The organism is Mycolicibacterium neoaurum ATCC 25795 (assembly GCF_000691525.1).
GTDB lineage: Bacteria > Actinomycetota > Actinomycetes > Mycobacteriales > Mycobacteriaceae > Mycobacterium > Mycobacterium neoaurum.
The window spans coordinates 95060-112111 of the sequence record NZ_JMDW01000002.1 but is presented as its reverse complement, the minus strand read 5'-3'; the positions used below and the strand labels follow the sequence as shown (position 1 = coordinate 112111).

At 68.1% G+C, this 17052-nt stretch carries 15 protein-coding genes; 6 read left to right on the top strand and 9 right to left on the bottom strand.

Annotated elements, in window-relative coordinates:
* The first annotated feature begins 40 nt into the window (after window positions 1-40).
* The gene (locus tag IC40_RS0101255) at window positions 41-1501 is read left to right on the top strand and encodes a CCA tRNA nucleotidyltransferase (RefSeq protein WP_030132964.1); all 1461 of its coding nucleotides are present in this window, start codon (window positions 41-43) and stop codon (window positions 1499-1501) included.
* A gap of 15 nt (window positions 1502-1516) precedes the next feature.
* Window positions 1517-2020 carry a hypothetical protein gene (locus tag IC40_RS0101250; RefSeq protein WP_030132963.1) on the top strand — a complete coding sequence of 168 codons (504 nt, stop codon included), beginning with the start codon at window positions 1517-1519 and terminating at the stop codon, window positions 2018-2020.
* On the opposite strand, the gene IC40_RS0101245 is transcribed toward IC40_RS0101250, so the two are convergent.
* The 3 genes from IC40_RS0101245 to IC40_RS0101235 form a co-directional block, all read right to left on the bottom strand.
* Entirely contained in the window at window positions 2004-3110 is a 1107-nt protein-coding gene (locus IC40_RS0101245; RefSeq protein WP_036469154.1) for an ankyrin repeat domain-containing protein, read from the bottom strand. The genes IC40_RS0101250 and IC40_RS0101245 overlap by 17 nt on opposite strands.
* A gap of 86 nt (window positions 3111-3196) precedes the next feature.
* Entirely contained in the window at window positions 3197-3973 is a 777-nt protein-coding gene (locus tag IC40_RS0101240; protein ID WP_030132961.1) for a TIGR03084 family metal-binding protein, read from the bottom strand.
* Window positions 3974-3982: 9 nt separating this feature from the next.
* Window positions 3983-5269: an MFS transporter gene (locus tag IC40_RS0101235; RefSeq protein WP_030132960.1), complete on the bottom strand. Its 1287-nt coding sequence runs from the start codon at window positions 5267-5269 to the stop codon at window positions 3983-3985.
* Window positions 5270-5373: 104 nt separating this feature from the next.
* Between IC40_RS0101235 and IC40_RS0101230 the strand changes: the two genes are divergently transcribed.
* The gene (locus tag IC40_RS0101230; RefSeq protein WP_030132959.1) at window positions 5374-5979 is read left to right on the top strand and encodes a YqgE/AlgH family protein; all 606 of its coding nucleotides are present in this window, start codon (window positions 5374-5376) and stop codon (window positions 5977-5979) included.
* 11 nt (window positions 5980-5990) lie between these two features.
* Here IC40_RS0101230 and IC40_RS0101225 read toward each other — a convergent pair whose 3' ends face one another.
* Entirely contained in the window at window positions 5991-6347 is a 357-nt protein-coding gene (locus tag IC40_RS0101225; protein WP_030132958.1) for a hypothetical protein, read from the bottom strand.
* A gap of 33 nt (window positions 6348-6380) precedes the next feature.
* Complete coding sequence (locus IC40_RS0101220; RefSeq protein ID WP_030132957.1) at window positions 6381-7382, bottom strand: LpqN/LpqT family lipoprotein; 1002 nt, start codon at window positions 7380-7382, stop codon at window positions 6381-6383.
* Window positions 7383-7581: 199 nt separating this feature from the next.
* Between IC40_RS0101220 and leuS the strand changes: the two genes are divergently transcribed.
* Together leuS and fdhA are read left to right on the top strand one after the other, a co-directional pair.
* The gene (gene leuS, locus IC40_RS0101215; RefSeq protein ID WP_030132956.1) at window positions 7582-10428 is read left to right on the top strand and encodes a leucine--tRNA ligase; all 2847 of its coding nucleotides are present in this window, start codon (window positions 7582-7584) and stop codon (window positions 10426-10428) included.
* Between the two features lie 183 nt (window positions 10429-10611).
* The gene (gene fdhA, locus IC40_RS0101210) at window positions 10612-11826 is read left to right on the top strand and encodes a formaldehyde dehydrogenase, glutathione-independent (RefSeq protein ID WP_030132955.1); all 1215 of its coding nucleotides are present in this window, start codon (window positions 10612-10614) and stop codon (window positions 11824-11826) included.
* 55 nt (window positions 11827-11881) lie between these two features.
* Here fdhA and IC40_RS0101205 read toward each other — a convergent pair whose 3' ends face one another.
* On the bottom strand, window positions 11882-12550 hold the full coding sequence (locus IC40_RS0101205) for an SDR family oxidoreductase (protein ID WP_030132954.1): 669 nt from the start codon (window positions 12548-12550) through the stop codon (window positions 11882-11884).
* Between the two features lie 56 nt (window positions 12551-12606).
* Between IC40_RS0101205 and ggh the strand changes: the two genes are divergently transcribed.
* Entirely contained in the window at window positions 12607-13947 is a 1341-nt protein-coding gene (gene ggh, locus IC40_RS0101200) for a glucosylglycerate hydrolase (protein WP_030132953.1), read from the top strand.
* A gap of 1 nt (window position 13948) precedes the next feature.
* On the opposite strand, the gene IC40_RS0101195 is transcribed toward ggh, so the two are convergent.
* The 3 genes from IC40_RS0101195 to IC40_RS0101185 form a co-directional block, all read right to left on the bottom strand.
* Window positions 13949-14413: a MarR family winged helix-turn-helix transcriptional regulator gene (locus tag IC40_RS0101195; RefSeq protein WP_030132952.1), complete on the bottom strand. Its 465-nt coding sequence runs from the start codon at window positions 14411-14413 to the stop codon at window positions 13949-13951.
* Between the two features lie 62 nt (window positions 14414-14475).
* Window positions 14476-15219, bottom strand: coding sequence for an amino acid ABC transporter ATP-binding protein (locus IC40_RS0101190; protein WP_030132951.1), 744 nt, complete (start codon window positions 15217-15219; stop codon window positions 14476-14478).
* Window positions 15219-16979 carry an ABC transporter substrate-binding protein/permease gene (locus IC40_RS0101185; RefSeq protein WP_030132950.1) on the bottom strand — a complete coding sequence of 587 codons (1761 nt, stop codon included), beginning with the start codon at window positions 16977-16979 and terminating at the stop codon, window positions 15219-15221. Before IC40_RS0101185 ends, IC40_RS0101190 begins: the two co-directional genes overlap by 1 nt.
* Between the last annotated feature and the right edge of the window lie 73 nt (window positions 16980-17052).

The window sequence follows — 17052 nt, the reverse complement described above, 5'->3', positions numbered from 1 at the left end:
GGTCGTTACCACCCCGGTGGCGTCACTAGACTCCCCGAACGTGCCGGACCACCAGACCCCAGAGACCACCGATGTCGAACTGTTGGCGGGGGCATCGGTGGCGCTGAGCCGGTACGGACCGGTGTTCACGGAGTTGGGTGCGCTGTTCGCCGAGGCCGGCCACCAGCTGTACCTGGTCGGCGGGAGCGTGCGCGATGCGCTGCTGGGCCGGTTGGGCAATGACCTCGATTTCACCACCGACGCGCAGCCCAAGCAGATGCAGAAGCTGCTGCGCGGTTGGGCCGACGCCCTCTGGGAGACCGGGATCGAATTCGGCACCCTCGGTGTCGGCAAGGCCGGATATCGGATGGAGATCACCACCTTCCGGGCCGACAGCTATGACCAGGTTTCGCGTAACCCTGAGGTGCGCTTCGGTGATCGTCTGGAAGATGACCTGGTTCGTCGCGATTTCACGGTCAACGCGATGGCGGTGCGCATCCACCCCGATGCCCCTGGCGGGCTCGCGGAGTTCTGCGATCCGCTCGGCGGGATCGCTGCACTGCGTGAGCGGATACTCGACACTCCCGCCGAGCCGCGAGTGTCCTTCGGTGATGATCCGCTGCGGATGCTGCGCGCCGCGCGTTTCGTGTCCCAGCTGCGCTTCGCGGTGGCGCCGCGGGTGCTCGAGGCGCTCATCGAGATGGCACCCCAGTTGGGCCGGATCACCGCCGAGCGAGTCGCCGCCGAGCTGGACAAGCTGATCACCGGCGCCGATCCGGTCGCCGGTATCGACCTGATGGTGCAGACCGGGTTGGGCGATGTGGTGTTACCCGAGGTCGGCGAGATGCGGATGGCCATCGATGAGCATCACCAGCACAAGGATGTTTACTGGCACTCGCTGACGGTGCTGCAGCAGGCCATCGATCTGGAAGCCGACGGGCCGGATCTGGTGTTGCGGTGGGCCGCGCTGCTGCACGACATCGGCAAGCCGGCGACCCGTAGGCACGAGTCCGATGGTGGGGTGAGCTTCCATCACCACGAGGTGGTCGGGGCAAAGATGACGCGCAAGCGGATGCGGGCGCTGAAGTACTCCAAGCAAATGGTCGACGACGTCTCGCAATTGGTTTACCTGCATCTGCGTTTCCACGGCTACGGCGACGGCAAGTGGACCGACTCCGCGGTGCGTCGCTATGTCACCGATGCCGGGCCCCTGTTGGACCGGTTGCACAAGTTGGTCCGCGCGGACTGCACCACCCGCAACAAACGCCGTGCCGCGCGGTTACGCGCCAATTACGACGATCTCGAAGCTCGGATCGCCGAGATCGCGGCCAAGGAGGATCTGGGTCGGGTGCGGCCCGATCTCGACGGCAACGAGATCATGGCGATCCTGGACATCCCGGCCGGTCCGCTGGTCGGCAAGGCGTGGAAGTACCTGAAGGACCTACGACTGGAACGTGGTCCGCTGGAGCATGACGAGGCGGTCGCCGAGCTCAAAAAATGGTGGAACGCCCAGCAGTCCTGATGCGTCTGAGGAGGTATGGACTACTGCCTCTCCGATGGCGCCGGCGGCGCGGACATCTGGTCGGCCGACCCGACGGTCGATCTCGACGGTGACGGGGTGCTCGACGCCTTCGGGCTCGATCTGGACGGGGACGGACACGTCGACGACGCATTGGCGGATCTGGACGGTCCGCCGGGCGACGGGCTGGCCGATCACGCCGTGCACAACCGGGACGGTCCGGCGCCGGCCTACTTCACCGACGACGGCTCGGGCACCTGGGCGGTCGCGGTCGACAGAGCGGGGCAGCTGCGCTGGTTCGGTCTGGACGGCGCGGAGACCTTCGGCGGGCCCGTGGTCGATTTCGACGGGGACGGTTCGCCGGGGGAGCGGTTGGTCGATGTCGACGCCGACGGGCTCGCCGACCGGGTGCTCGGTTCCGGGTTCGCCTATGCCGACCGCGACGGTGATGGCCGCTGGGACGTGCGGTTCACCGATACCGATGGGGACGGGACGGCCGATGCGGTCAGCGATCTGTCGTGAGGCCCAGTAGTTCGGCGGCTTCGGTCTCATACGCGTGTTCGGCCCATTCCCCGGGTGTGGCGTCGAATCGGGTGTCGCGCACCGTCGGATCCGCGCCGACGTCGAGGAGGCGCTGGATCAGCGTCAGGTCACCGGACCAGGCGGCGTGGTGCAGCGCGGTCGCCCCGTCGGCGTCCCGCTGATTCGGGTCGTCGGGCAGCTCGCGGGTGACGGGCTGCGCCCCGCTGGTGTCGATGCCGTTGCGGGCCAGCAGTGCCAGCCGGTCAGCGAACCCGTTGTCGGCGGCCCAGGAGATCTGGCGTTGCCACATCTGCTGCCGCGTCTCCATCGCCTCGCCGAGGCGGCGCTCCCACGGACTCGGACCGGCGTCGGCAAGCCCGTGCTCGAACAGCAGGTGCAGGTGTGCATCGTCGGGCCGGAACATCCGGTTGTAGAGCGTCTGTTGGTCCGCCGGGTGGGCGCCGCGGCGCAGCAGCAGGGCGGCCAGGTCGTCGGCGGCCGGGTGGCGTGGCTGGCGTCGCGGCCCCTGCTCACCCTCGCCGAATACGCCCGTCAACACCGTGAAGGGTGTCGACATCCCCCGCCACAGATACCCGGCATCGGGGTCGGCGCCGGCGTCGAGCAGCAATTCGGCGGCGGCGATGCTGTCCCCACCGGGAACCCGGGCGTAGGCCAGGTACATCAGCGGTGTCCAGCCGAAGGGCCCACCGGCGGTCGATGCCAGGGCAGGGTCGTGCCGAAGCTGGACGGACAGTGTGCGGACATCGTTTGCGGCTGCGGCAGCCCACGGGTGGTCGATGACCAGTTCCGGGCGGTCACCGAGCAGCTCGGCGGCCGCCTCGCGGCGCGGTGGCGCATCGGTTCCGTCGTAACGCAGGCAGGCCAGCGCGCAGAACCGGTCGCCGGGATCGGCGGTGGACTCGTCGAAGCGGGACGGGTCGGTGCCCAGCTCGGTGACCGCGTCGAGGTAGCGCACCAGCGCGGGCCACCCGCTGAACCCGTACCGCCGGGCGGTGGCGTCCTTACCGCCGTCGCCGGCCTCCGCGAGCAGTGCGTCGAGCGAGGGGTTGTCAGGCAGCGAGCTGGCCATATCGGATCCCTTTCCCGTTGACTCTGCGGGGTGGGCGGTGCCTCCTCGCACTTTTGCACCGTGAGTGCAGAGTCGGCGCCTGCCGGCTACCCGCGGCCCTTGCCCGGCGGCCCGGCGAAGGCTTGGGCGATGGTCAGCCATTTCTGGGCATCGGCTCCGGTCGCCACGATATCGAGATCGCTCGGCGCTCGGCGTTGGGTGACCAGCATGCAGAAGTCCTCGGCGCTGCCGGTCACGGTCTGGGCGGCGTCCTCGGGTCCCCAGGACCACAGCTGCCCGTCCGGAGCGCGTAGTTCCACGTGAAACATTTCGGCCGGCGGGGTCAGTCCGTGTACAGAGAACGCGAAATCTCTTGTGCGATAACCGATATGAGCAATCGAGCGGAGACGGTCGGTGCCGGGCCTGCGGATTCCCAACGCGTCGGCGACATCGAGGCCGTGGGCCCAGGTCTCCATCAGCCGCGCGGTGGCCATCGACGTCGGGCTCATCGGCGGGCCGAACCAGGGCAGCTTTCGGCCGTCGGGGACGCCCAGCAGCGCATCGTGCAACCGGGTACGGTCGGCCCGCCAATTGGCCAGCAACTCGGCCGGGGGAGTGGCCGCCAGTCGCTCGGCGCCGGCATCGACGAAACCGAGCGGGTCCTTACCGGCCTCGGCGAGCACGGCGCCGAACGCGACCTCGTCGGTCGCCGACGCCCAAGCCACCCGGTCGGTCCACCACAGGTGGGCGATCTGGTGGGCGATGGTCCACCCCGGGGCGGGGGTGGCGGTGCGCCACTGCTGGTCGGACAACTCGGCAACCATGCTGTCGAGTTCGGCGCTCTCGGCGCGCAGATCTGCCACCACCGGCCCGGCATCAGCCATGGCTGAACTCTAGACCGGCCGGGTCCGCCTGCCGAGGCGGGCGTGTGCGGCCAAACCCACCAGGTAGAGCGCGGACCCGAGGAGCACCAGGGGAACCGACCGGCCGTCGGTCGGGATGAGCGCCGCCGCCAATGCGATCGCCGCGACGAAGGTCACCCAGAACAGCGCGTCCTGCACCGTGAACACATGGCCGCGCAACGCATCGTCGACGTCGATCTGCATCGCGCTGTCCGCGCACAACTTCACCACCTGCCCGGCGGCGCCGAGGACGAACCCGCAGGCGATCATCACGGGCATGTACAGCCAGGCGGCCAGCAGCTGAATGAGCGTCGCGAGCACCAGGGCACCGTTGGCCGTGCGGTAACGACCCCACCGCCCGACCGCGGCGGGCGTCAGCACGGTGGCCAGAAACGATCCGGTACCCGTCGCGGCGACGAACAGTACCGCGGTGCCGAGGCCGAGACCGGCGACCTCCTGATCGCCGCTATGGCGCACCATCACCAACACCAGCAGGGTGTTGATCCCGAACACCATCCGGTGGGCGGCCAACCCGCTCAGGGTCGCCGCGACGGTGGGCACGGCGGCGACGGTCCTGGCGCCGTGCACCCACCCGGTGGACACCGCATAGGCCACCGAACCGTGCACCGCGCGGGCGCTGTCGTCCGGACCAAGGGCGCGCGGAGCGAACCGCACCGACAGCACCAGGGCCAACGCCACCGGGATGGCGGCCAAGAAGATCACCGCCGCGGCGCCACCATCATCGGCACCGAGCAACCAGCGCGGCAACAACATGAAGTTGGCGCCGAGGAAGGTCGCCAGCGCGCCCGTCGCGGTGGCCACCGAATTCATGGTCAACACGTGATCGCGGGGCACCACGTGCGGTAGCGCCGCGGAAAGCCCGGACGAGACGAACCGGGTGAACCCGTTGACGATCAGCGCACCGGCCAACAGCGTCAGATCACCCGAGCTGACGGCCAAGGCCGCGCCGACGGCGAGCATCAGCAGCAGCCGTCCGGCATTGGCGCCGATGAGCACGGTTCGGCGGTCCCAGCGGTCCAACAGTGCCCCGGCGAACGGCCCGAGTGCTGAGTAGGGCAGGAACAGCACCGCGAACGCTCCGGCGATGGCCCACGGATGTGCGGCGCGCTCCGGGTTGAACAGCAATGCGCCGGCCAGTCCGGCCTGGAACAACCCGTCCCCGAACTGGCTGACCGCCCGCAATTCGAGCAGCCGCCGGAATTCGGGCAGCCCGCGCACCGTGTGCCATGTGCCCCCGGGAGTGCCGGTGTCAGTCATCAGATCGGGTCCTGTCCGGGCCGGCGAGTTATGACCCCGATCCACCCTACAAATATCTCGGCGAGCCGGTGAGCATGGCGCCGTGCTGGTGACATGATTGACCGATGGCGCATCCCGACGAACCGGAGGATTACCCGACGCCGACGGCACCGCGGGTGCGGGCGGGGACGCTGCTGCTGGCCGAAACCGACCTGCTGGAACCGACATTCCGTCGCACCGTCATCTACATCGTCGAACACAACGAGGGCGGCACGCTGGGTGTGGTGCTTAACAGGCCGAGCGAGACCGCGGTCTACAACGTCCTGCCGCAGTGGGCCGGGCTGGCGATCAAACCCAAGACGATGTTCGTCGGTGGCCCGGTGAAGCGGGATTCGGCGTTGTGCCTGGCCACCGTCCGGGTCGGCGTCGACATCACCGGGGTGCCCGGACTGCGCCACGTCCAGGGTCGGGTCTGCATGGTCGATCTGGACTCCGATCCGGAGGACATCGCGGCGGTGGTCGAGGGTGTGCGGATCTTCGCCGGGTACTCGGGCTGGACCGTCGGGCAGCTCGAGGGTGAGATCGAGCGCGACGACTGGATCGTGCTTTCGGCGTTGCCCTCGGATGTGCTCGCCGAACCGCGGGTCGATCTCTGGTCCCGGGTGCTGCGTCGTCAACCGCTACCGCTGGCGATGCTCGCGACCCACCCGATCGACCTGAGCCGGAACTGAGCTGACGGCGCTCAGCACGAGAGCGTGCACGAGGCGCACGAACCGCCGCAACCCCCACCGGCGTCGCGGGCAGCGGCCTGGGCGGCCTCCTTGCGGGCCACCACTTTGGCGCCCTGCCAGCAACCCGCGGCGACCGTCCCGATCGCTCCGATGACACACACGGGCAGCAACAGCATGGCCATGGTCGGCGCGGCGAGCGCCACCGCACCACCGGCCGCGAGCATCGCCGCGGCGGCGAACTGTGTCGGCGCCACTGCACGCAACACCTGACGAACGGGATCGTCGGCGAAGGGTTGCTTCAAGGACCACACAGCCGCGCCGGCGGTGGCGACGGCCACGACCAGGCAGAGGACCGCGGCAACAAGCATGGCTTCAGGATACGAGGCGGAGACGCTTCGGTGTTAGTTGGGGACGACCGGCCCGGTCCCGAGGCTTACCGGGATGGCGGCGGGCGCGACCGCGACGGGCGCGGGGACAACCGGTGCCGCGGCCGCGGGTGCCGCGGCAGCACCGGGAGCGGGGGCTGCGGGTGCGGGTGCGGAGACCCGGAAGCCATTGATGATCGCGTCGGTGGCGTCCGCGGCGGCCACGGATTGCGATTCGGATGTGGTGACCGACAGCGATACCAGGTAGCGATCGGCTCCCGAGGTCGCGATGATGTGGCGTCGCGAGGTGTTCAGGGTCATGTTGTTCTCGCGGTAGGTGCCCTCGATGATCGACGTCGGCACACCGGCCACCTCGGCGATCGATCCACCGGTTGCCCGCCACGCCGTGAGCTGTTGGCTGTCGACGAAGCCGTGCCGGATCGCTTCGCGCTGGTCGAAGTTCCCGACGAGCTTGTACACGACCACCTGGGCGTTGTTGCTGTACAGCCCGTCGCCGCCGACCCGGTCGGCGATGACGGCGAAGGCATCGGGGACGTTGGGATCGGGCACCTGGGTCCAGCCGGTCGGCCGGGGCAGCACGATGTTCAGCGCGGTGAACCCGGCAGGGGTCTGGGGCTCCAGCGTCACGTTCTGGCTGGTCAGGTAGTCACGGATGGTGCCGGCCGGATTCGGCGTCAGCGGCACCGATACCGGTCGCGGGGTGGCCGCGGTGCTGGTCGCCGCGCCGAGCTGCGGGGCGGCACCAGGCACACCTGGGGCTGCCGGAACAGCGGGGACGGCGGCCGGGGCGACCGGGCTGCCCGCCGCGATCGGCTGGGCGGGAGCGGCAGCAGCCGGGATCAGCGGTGCGGCTTGCGGCGCGACGGTGACGGTCTGGGTGACGGTGACCGGGGCGGGCGGCACGGGATGAGGGGGCAGCGGCTCGGCGCTCGCGGGGGTGGCCAGGCTCACCGCGCCGGCGAGGCCGGCTGCGGTCCCGGCGATGACAATCCGCCAGCGGCGCGCGTGCTCGTTCATCCTGACGTCGGTCCTTCCGGGTCGTTCGGTGCGTGGCGGGAATTGGATTCCGGCGGGTCAGGGGCCGACTGTAACCATGTCGGCGGGGCATCCGACAGCGTCGGGACCGAGCTGCAACCGGGTTCTGACCACCCTGCAACGCAACCTTTATCAACCCGTGGCCGAAGGGCACGCGAGCGGCGCTTATACCCTGTTCGACGTGACAGATCCCTCCGTCGACCCTGCCGACGCACCGCAGCACCGCTACTCCGCCGCGCTGGCCGGTGATATCGAGCTGGCCTGGCAACAGCGCTGGCAGCGTCTGGGCACCTTCCACGTGCCCAACCCGGTGGGATCGCTGGCACCCACCGATGGGTCGGCCGTTCCGGCGGACAAGATGTTCGTCCAGGACATGTTTCCCTACCCATCCGGGGACGGCCTGCATGTCGGGCACCCGCTCGGCTATATCGCCACCGACGTCTACGCCCGCTACTTCCGGATGACCGGCCGAAATGTCCTGCACGCCTTAGGTTTTGATGCCTTCGGACTGCCCGCCGAGCAGTATGCGGTGCAGACCGGCACGCATCCGCGCACCCGTACCGAGGCCAATATCGTCAACTTCCGCCGCCAGCTGGGCCGCCTCGGCCTGGGCCACGACTCGCGGCGCAGCTTCTCCACCACCGATGTGGACTTCTACAAGTGGACGCAGTGGATCTTCCTGCAGATCTACAACGCCTGGTTCGACCCCGAGCTCAAGCGTGCGCGCCGCATCGAGGAGCTGGTCGACGAGTTCGCCGACGGCACCCGGGCGCTGCCCGATGGTCGGGCCTGGGCGGACCTGACCAAAGCCGAGCGCGCCGATGTCATCGACGGCTACCGACTGGTCTACCGCGCCGACTCGGTGGTCAACTGGTGCCCGGGGTTGGGCACGGTGCTGGCCAACGAAGAGGTCACCTCCGACGGACGCAGCGACCGCGGCAACTTCCCGGTGTTCCGGAAGCGGCTGCGGCAGTGGATGATGCGCATCACCGCCTACTCCGATCGGCTGCTCGACGACCTGGATGTGCTGGACTGGCCAGACAAGGTCAAGGCCATGCAGCGCAACTGGATCGGCCGCTCCGTCGGAGCCCAGGTCCGGTTCGGCACGGCCGCCGGTGCCATCGAGGTGTTCACCACCCGGCCCGACACCCTCTACGGCGCGACGTACATGGTGCTGGCTCCCGAACACGAGCTGGTCGACGCGCTGACCGCCGCCGCCTGGCCGGACGGCACCGACGAGCGTTGGACCTACGGCGGCGCAACCCCGGCCGAGGCCATCGCGGCCTACCGGTCCGATATCGCGGCCAAGTCCGACCTGGAGCGCCAGGAGAACAAGACCAAGACCGGTGTGTTCACCGGGTCGTATGCCACCAATCCGGTGAACGGTCAACAGGTTCCGGTCTTCATCGCCGATTACGTGCTGGCCGGCTACGGCACCGGTGCGATCATGGCGGTGCCCAGTGGTGATCAGCGCGACTGGGAGTTCGCGAACGCGTTCGGGCTGCCCATCATCGAGGTTGTCTCGGGTGGCGATATCGCCGAGGCGGCCTACAGCGGCGACGGTGTGATGGTGAACTCCGGTGAGTTGGACGGGTTGACGGTCGCGGCGGCAAAGGAGGCGATCATCGCCCGGCTCGAAGCCGACGGCACCGGCCGGGCGCGGGTCGAGTACAAGCTGCGGGATTGGCTGTTCGCGCGGCAGCGGTACTGGGGTGAACCGTTCCCCATCGTCTACGACGCCGATGGCCGGGCCCACCCGCTACCGGAATCGGCTCTGCCTGTTGAACTTCCGGATATCCAGGATTACGCGCCGGTGATGTTCGACCCCGACGATGCCGACAGTGAACCCTCGCCCCCGCTGGGCAAGGCCACCGAATGGGTGCACGTCGACCTCGATCTCGGCGACGGGTTGCAGGCCTATACTCGCGACACCAATGTCATGCCGCAGTGGGCGGGCAGCTCGTGGTACGAGCTGCGCTATGCCGACCCGCACAACTCGGAAGCGTTCTGCGCCAAGGAGAACGAGGCCTACTGGATGGGACCGCGGCCCGAGATCCACGGGCCACAGGATCCCGGCGGGGTGGACCTGTACGTCGGTGGTGTCGAGCATGCGGTGCTGCATCTGCTGTACTCCCGGTTCTGGCACAAGGTGCTGTTCGATCTCGGCCACGTCAGTTCGTCCGAGCCATACCGTCGCCTGGTCAACCAGGGCTATATCCAGGCGTTCGCCTATACCGATGCCCGCGGTTCCTATGTACCCGCGGCCGAGGTCGTCGAACGTGACGGCAAGTTCTTCTACCCGGCCCCCGAGGGGGAGATCGAGGTCAACCAGGAGTTCGGCAAGATCGGCAAATCGCTGAAGAACTCGGTGTCCCCGGACGAGATCTGCGACGAGTACGGCGCCGACACCTTGCGCGTCTACGAGATGTCGATGGGACCGCTGGAGGCCTCGCGGCCGTGGGCGACCAAGGATGTCGTCGGGGCGCACCGGTTCCTGCAGCGGGTGTGGCGGGCCGTCATCGACGAGACCACCGGTGCGGTGCGGGTCACTGACGAGCAGGTCGGCGATGAGACCCTGCGCGCGCTGCACAGGACCATCGCCGGTGTGGCCGATGACTATGCGGCACTGCGCAACAACACGGCGGCAGCCAAGCTGATCGAGTACACCAACCACATCACCAAGGCGGCGGTGACGGCGCGGGCGGCCATCGAGCCGCTGGTGTTGATGGTCGCCCCGTTGGCCCCGCACCTGGCCGAGGAATTGTGGCGGAGATTGGGCCACGACGCATCGCTGGCGCACGGACCGTTCCCCGAAGCCGACGAGCGTTATCTGGTCGACGACACCATCGAATTGCCGGTCCAGGTCAACGGCAAGGTGCGCGGCAAGATCACGGTTGCCGCCGATGCGGACAGGGCGGCCTTGGAAGCGGCCGCGCGCGCCGACGAGAAGGTGCTGGCCTTCCTCGACGGGGCCACGCCCAAGAAGGTCGTCGTGGTTCCCGGCAAGCTGGTCAACCTGGTCGTCTGAGCGACCCCGACCAACGGTGGGGTTCGGCCCCCACCGTTGGTCTAGTTTCCGGCCCAGCTGCCGACGTATGGCGCTTCGTGCATACCGGAGTGCGGATACTGGATGACAGGGCCGCAGCGTGGCGGCGGAGATCCCGTCTGTGAGAACGCTTTACCGAATTGGCGGCCCGGTTTGGAGCGCGCAATGTCGGACAACCGGATCGTCGTCTACAAGGGGCCCGGCCAGGTGGCCGTGGAAACCCTGCCCTATCCCAAGCTCGAGGTGCCCGCCGAGGTGGCGAGCGCGATGGGAATGAGCCGCAAGGCCGACCACGCGGTCATCCTCAAGTGCGTGTCGACCAACATCTGTGGTTCCGATCAGCACATGGTCCGTGGCCGGACCACCGCCCCCGTCGGCCAGACCCTCGGTCACGAGATCACCGGTGAGATCGTCGAGAAGGGTTCCGACGTACAGTTTCTCGAAGTCGGGGATATCTGCTCGGTGCCCTTCAACATCGCGTGCGGACGATGCCGGAACTGCCGCGAGGGACAGACCGGCATCTGTCTGAACGTCAACCCGGCACGGGCCGGATCGGCATATGGTTACGTCGACATGGGTGGCTGGCTCGGCGGCCAGGCCGATTACGTGATGGTGCCGTTCGCGGATTTCAACCTGCTGAAGTTCCCCGATCGCGATGCCGCGCTTGCCAAGATTCGCGATCTGACCATGCTCTCGGACATTTTTCCGACCGGTTATCACGGCGCCAAGACCGCCGGTGTCACCACCGGGTCGACGGTCTACGTCGCCGGTGCGGGCCCGGTCGGGCTGGCCGCCGCGTACTCGGCGCATCTGCTGGGTGCGGCGGTGGTGATCGTCGGTGACCTCAACGCGGACCGGCTGGCCCAGGCCCGGTCGTTCGGTTGCGAGACCGTCGACATCAGCGCCGATGCGACCCTCGAGGAGCAGATCGCCGAGATCCTGCACACCGACGAGGTCGACTGCGCGGTGGACGCGGTGGGGTTCGAGGCGAGCGGGCACGGCCATGATGCCGGTGAGCAGCCCGCCGCCGTGCTGAACTCCATCATGAACGTGACCAGGGCCGGTGGATCGCTGGGCATCCCCGGTCTGTACGTGACCGGTGATCCGGGCGGCACCGATGATGACGCCAAGCACGGCACGCTGAAGGTGCGGCTGGGCCTCGGCTGGGCCAAGAGCCACAGCTTCTACACCGGCCAGTGCCCGGTGCTTAAGTACAACCGCGGCCTGATGATGAGCATCCTGCACGACAAGGCGCATATCGCCGATGCGGTGAACGCGACGGTGATCGGTCTGGAGGACGCGCCCGATGGCTATGCCGCGTTCGATTCGGGGGTCGCGCAGAAGTTCGTGCTCGATCCGCACGGGATGGTGCCGGCCTAGCGGGTGTTGATTTCGGCGCGCTCACGCTCGCTCACCGAGCGCGGGCGCGCCGAAATCACGGGTTCGGGCGGACCGTGAGCTCGTGGATGTGCCCGTCCCGTGGCGCGTTGACCGCCTGGGCGACCAGCAGTCCCACCGTGGCGGGACGCAGGAAGCGGTCTGGGTCGTAGGTCTTGCCCTCGTAGGCCACCAGGTCGCGCTGCATCTCCGAATCGGTGCGCCCGGGGAACACCGAGGTGACCCGCAGCGCCGGCTCGTCGGTCCGCAACGAGTCGGCGAACGCGCGGAGCGCGAACTTGCTCGCCGAATAGGACGCCATGTTGGCCGAGACCTTCTGTCCGGCACCGGAGTTGATGAACACGACGTGCCCGCCCGCGGCCCGCAGCGCCGGAAGCAGAGCCAGGGTCAGGGCGACCGCACCGGTGACGTTGATCTCGAAGCTCGCCCGCCACTGCTCGGCGGTGGACTCGGCGACCGGTCCGGGGTAGAGCACGCCGGCGTTGTGCACCAGCACGTCGAGCTCGGCGAGCACCTCGGCGGCGGACTCGATGGACTCCTGATCGGTCAGGTCCAAGGGCCAGGTGGGAGCCCCGAGCCGCTCGGCGACGGCGTCCAGCCGGGTCGACGGCCGGCCGGCGAGCAGCAGGGTGTGCGTCGGAGCGAGGGCATCGGCGATGGCCGATCCGATCCCGCCGCCGGCGCCGGTGATCAGAGCTGTGGGCACAGGAGAAAACAGTACCGACCCTGCACGCCGGGCCGCGGCGTCGCATTATTGATGCGATGCCACCGGACCCAAGCTTCGCCCCCACTCAGCTCGCCGCGCGAGCGGCCTATCTGCTGCGCGGAAACGACCTCGGTGTGATGACCACCGCGGCCCCTCTGCTCTACCCGCACATGTGGAGCTGGGATGCGGCCTTCGTGGCCATCGGACTGGCCCCGCTGAGCGTCGAACGCGCCGTCGTGGAACTGGACACCCTGCTCTCGGCCCAGTGGGGCAACGGGATGATCCCGCATATCGTGTTCGCCAACGGCGTCGACGGGTACTTCCCGGGTCCGGCGCGCTGGGCGACCTCGGCGCTGGCCGTCCACGCCCCGCGTACCCGGCACACCTCAGGGATCACCCAGCCGCCGGTGCACGCCATCGCGGTGCAACGCATCCTGGACCGCGCCAAGGCACGCGGCCGCTCGACCCGGGCGGTGGCCGAGTCTTTCCTGGACCGGCGGTGGGGTGATCTGGTGCGGTGGCACCGGTGGCTGGCCGAGGCGCGCGACCCGGATCAGCGGGGCCGGATCACGCTCTATCACGGGTGGGAGTCCGGCATGGACAACTCACCGCGCTGGGACAGTTCGTATGCCAACGTGATTCCCGGGGACGTGCCGGAGTATCAGCGCGAGGACAACAAGATCAACACCGATGCCACCCAGCGTCCGTCCGATACCGAGTACGACCGTTACCTGTGGCTGCTGGAGGAGATGAAGGCCGTCCGCTACGACGACGATCTGCTGGCCAAGACGATGAGCTTCGCCGTGGAGGACGTCTTCGTCTCGGCGATCTTCTCGGTGGCCTGCCGGGTCCTGGCCGAGATCGGCGAGGACCATCGGCGTTCTCCGGCGGATATCCGCGACCTCTATTCCTGGGCCGATCGCTTCCGCGCCGGCGTCGTCGAAACCACCGAAGGAAGAACCGGTGCCGCAAGGGATTTCGACGTACGTGCCGGCTCCTGGGTAGCCACCGAGACGATTGCTCAGTTCGCCCCGCTGCTGTGCGGCGGACTTCCGCACGACAAGGAACGTGCGTTGCTGCGACTGCTGGACGGTCCGCGCTTCAGCAGCCACCCGGACCTGCGGTACTCGCTGATCCCGTCCACCTCACCGGTTTCCCGGGACTTCCGCGCGCGGGAGTATTGGCGCGGACCCGTCTGGCCGGTGACGACGTGGTTGTTCTCATGGTGTTTCGCCCGCCGCGGTTGGGCCGAGCGCGCGTTGACGCTTCGCCAGGAGGGACTTCGGCAGGCCAGCGACGGCACCTTCGCCGAGTATTACGAGCCGTTCACCGGTGAGCCGCTGGGCAGCATGCAGCAGTCCTGGACCGCCGCCGCAGTGCTGGACTGGCTGGGCTGAGTCAGGTCGGGGACTGGTCGGCCAGGCGGTCCAGTGAGCCCAACGCCGCTGTCAGCGTTGCCTTGTCCTCGGCGCTGAGCCCCGCGAGCAGGCCGCCCAGAAAGGCGCGCCGCGCCTCGAGGGCCTCTCGGTGCTGTACCAGTCCGCGCGGGGTCACCTCGACCAGGACGGCCCGCAGGTCGGACGGGTCACGCGAACGCTTGACCAGACCCAGCTTCTCCAGCCGCCGGATCGCCACGGTGGTGGTGGGTGTACGAACCCGTTCGTGGGCGGCCAGTTCCGTCATCCGGATCGGACCACTTTCCAGCAAGGTCAACAAGATCGAGAGCTGTGCGAGGGTCAGGTCGGCACCGGGCGCGTTCCCCGCGCCGCGATTATCGCCACGGCGCAGCACCGAGAACAGCTTGGAGAGCACACGTTGGAGCTCCCCTGCCAGTTCCTCGGTCTGCGGTTCGGTCTCGACCATAATTTCGCCAGTCTAACCTGTCCGCCTCGGACGGGCGGTAATGCGCGAGATTCGGTTTCGGGTCACAGCACCTGGTCAAGGAACCGGCGCAACCGGTCGGTTTCGGCGCTCGCGAAGATCTGCTCGGGCGGGCCGGACTCGACGACCTTGCCCTCGTCCATGAACACCACGGAGTCGGCTGCCGAACGCGCAAAACCCATCTCGTGGGTCACCACCACCATCGTCATGCCGGTGGACCCCAGATCGGCGATCAGCTCCAGTATCCCCTTCACCAGTTCGGGATCCAGCGCCGAGGTCGCCTCGTCGAAGAACATCACCTGGGGCGACATCGCCAACGCGCGGGCAATGGCGACTCGCTGCTGCTGACCACCGGACAGCGTGGACGGACGGACGTCGGCCTTGTGCCGCAACCCGACCCGGTCCAACTGGGTGAGTGCGAGCTCGCGCGCCTCGTCGGTGGACATCCCTTTGAGTCGGCGCGGTGCCATCGCGACGTTCTCGACCACGGTGCGGTGCGGGAACAGGTTGAACTGCTGGAAGACCATGCCGATGCGTTGGCGGAGCTTGTCGGGATTGTCGGTGAGCACCGATGTGCCGTCGAGCAGGATGTCACCGCGGTCGGGCTCGTAGAGCCGGTTCAGGGTGCGCAGCAACGTCGACTTGCCCGATCCGGAGGGGCCGATGACGGCGGTGGTGGTGCCGGCCGGTACCGCGAGGTCGATACCGCGCAACACCTGGTTCGGACCAAACGACAGGTGAATATCCCTGGCGGCCAGCGATACTGCCTGAAGCTGCGCGCTTGCCATCAGATCATCTCCTGCTGGATGGGGGCGGGCTGCTTACCGGTACGCAACCGGGCGTCGATCACGTTGACCAGGTGGGTCAGCGGAATCGTCAATGCGAGATAGAACAGCCCGGCCGCCACCAGCGGTGAGAGATTACCGGTCTGCGCGTTGAGGTCTCGGCCCACCTGGAACAGTTCGCGCTGGTTGGCGACCAGGCCCAGGAAGTACACCAGCGAAGAGGCCTTCAGCAGTGAGATGAACTGGTTGACCAGTGCAGGCAGCACCCGTCGGATGCCCTGCGGGATGATCACCAGCTTCATGGACTCCGAATAACTGAAACCCAGTGCGCGCGACGCTTCCATCTGTCCGGTCTCGACGCTCTGGATTCCCGAGCGGAAGATTTCACCGACATAGGCCGCCGACATCAGCCCGAGGGCGGCGATACCGAGGGGATAGGGGTTGTTGCCCGTCAGCTCCCCGACGATGGGCCCGATACCGAGACCGATGATGAGGATGATCACCACCTCGGGCAGCCCGCGGAAGATATCGGTGTACACCCGGGCGGGCCAGCGCAGCAGGCGAGACCGGGAGATGCCCGCCACCGCCAACAACAATCCGAGCACGACCCCGATCACGGCCGCGCCCGCGGTGAGCAACAGGGTGTTCGGCAGGCCGGTCTTGAACAGATCGGGGATGGCCTGGCGGTACAGATCCCAGTCCAGGAAGGTGTCGGCCAGTTGTCCGAGAACGGATTTCCGTGCCGTCGGCGTGGCCGGTTCGGCCGGTGCCCGCTCGGCGGCGATCTGTGCGAAGTCGGGTAGTTGCGGTTCGGGGGCGGCCTTGGATCCGGGTTTCCATCCCGGTGGTAGGGCGCGGGGCACCCAGTCGGTGTACAACCGGGCCCACGTCCCGTCGGCGATGACGGCGTCGAGTCCCGCGTTGAGGGCGTCGATCAGCGGCCGGTTCTCCTTGGCGACCGCATACGCGACGAAATTGTCCAGACTGAAGGTGTTCTCGATGATCGTCGCCGGATCGCCCGGCTGCACGGTCCCGACAGCCTGCTGCGAAGGTGCCACCCAAGCGTCGATCTGGCGGGTCTTGAGGCTGCCGTAGACGGTGTTGTAGTCGGGGAACTTCACCGGGTCCAGGCCGAGCGTGTCGACGACGTAGGCCTCCTGCACGGTGCCCTGGACCACGCCGATGCGCTGCCCGGGTCCGAGCTGGGAGAAGCTCGTGATCGACGAACCGGCCGGCACGACGAGGGAGAAATAGCCGAAGTCGTAGCCATTGGTGAATCCGACGGTGTTGCGTCGGGCGTCGGTGGTGGTGATCGATGACGAGCCCACGTCGAAGCGGCCGGAAGCCACCTGTGCCAACAGACCGGAGAAGTCGGTTCCGACGAAGTTCACCCGCAGGCCCAACTTCTCGGCGACGGCGCGCAACACCTCGTTGTCGAAACCGGTGAACTGTCCGGTCGCGTTGATACAGATGCTGGGCGGCGCGTCGGAGAGCGTCCCGACCGTCAACACGCCCGGTGTGCCGAGACCCAATGCATTGACGTCGATGCGATCGAGCGGTTCGACACCGGGGGTGGTGTATTTGTCGGCGCCGGGCCCCTGCGCGGCGGCGGCCAGATTGGTCGGCAGTGCGCTGGCACTGTCGACACCTGGTGGCGCGCATTGGTCGGCGCCCGCGGGAGCGGCCATCCCGACCGCGCACACCAGAAACGCGAGCACCAGCGCGAGCACCAGGTGCCCGGTCCGGCGGAGCATCGAGGTCATGGGAGCCCAACGTAGCCGCTGCGCCCGCGTGGGCGAAGTCTTCAACTCATTCCGACAGCAATCGAAGCGACCG

Bases quoted from the DNA above. Each gene is read 5' to 3' on its own strand.
- IC40_RS0101250 (WP_030132963.1), top strand. From the start codon at position 1,517: ATGGACTACTGCCTCTCCGATGGCGCCGGCGGCGCGGACATCTGGTCG.
- IC40_RS0101245 (WP_036469154.1), bottom strand. From the start codon at position 3,110: ATGGCCAGCTCGCTGCCTGACAACCCCTCGCTCGACGCACTGCTCGCG.
- IC40_RS0101240 (WP_030132961.1), bottom strand. From the start codon at position 3,973: ATGGCTGATGCCGGGCCGGTGGTGGCAGATCTGCGCGCCGAGAGCGCC.
- IC40_RS0101235 (WP_030132960.1), bottom strand. From the start codon at position 5,269: ATGACTGACACCGGCACTCCCGGGGGCACATGGCACACGGTGCGCGGG.
- IC40_RS0101230 (WP_030132959.1), top strand. From the start codon at position 5,374: ATGGCGCATCCCGACGAACCGGAGGATTACCCGACGCCGACGGCACCG.
- IC40_RS0101225 (WP_030132958.1), bottom strand. From the start codon at position 6,347: ATGCTTGTTGCCGCGGTCCTCTGCCTGGTCGTGGCCGTCGCCACCGCC.
- IC40_RS0101220 (WP_030132957.1), bottom strand. From the start codon at position 7,382: ATGAACGAGCACGCGCGCCGCTGGCGGATTGTCATCGCCGGGACCGCA.
- fdhA (WP_030132955.1), top strand. From the start codon at position 10,612: ATGTCGGACAACCGGATCGTCGTCTACAAGGGGCCCGGCCAGGTGGCC.
- ggh (WP_030132953.1), top strand. From the start codon at position 12,607: ATGCCACCGGACCCAAGCTTCGCCCCCACTCAGCTCGCCGCGCGAGCG.
- IC40_RS0101195 (WP_030132952.1), bottom strand. From the start codon at position 14,413: ATGGTCGAGACCGAACCGCAGACCGAGGAACTGGCAGGGGAGCTCCAA.
- IC40_RS0101190 (WP_030132951.1), bottom strand. From the start codon at position 15,219: ATGGCAAGCGCGCAGCTTCAGGCAGTATCGCTGGCCGCCAGGGATATT.
- IC40_RS0101185 (WP_030132950.1), bottom strand. From the start codon at position 16,979: ATGACCTCGATGCTCCGCCGGACCGGGCACCTGGTGCTCGCGCTGGTG.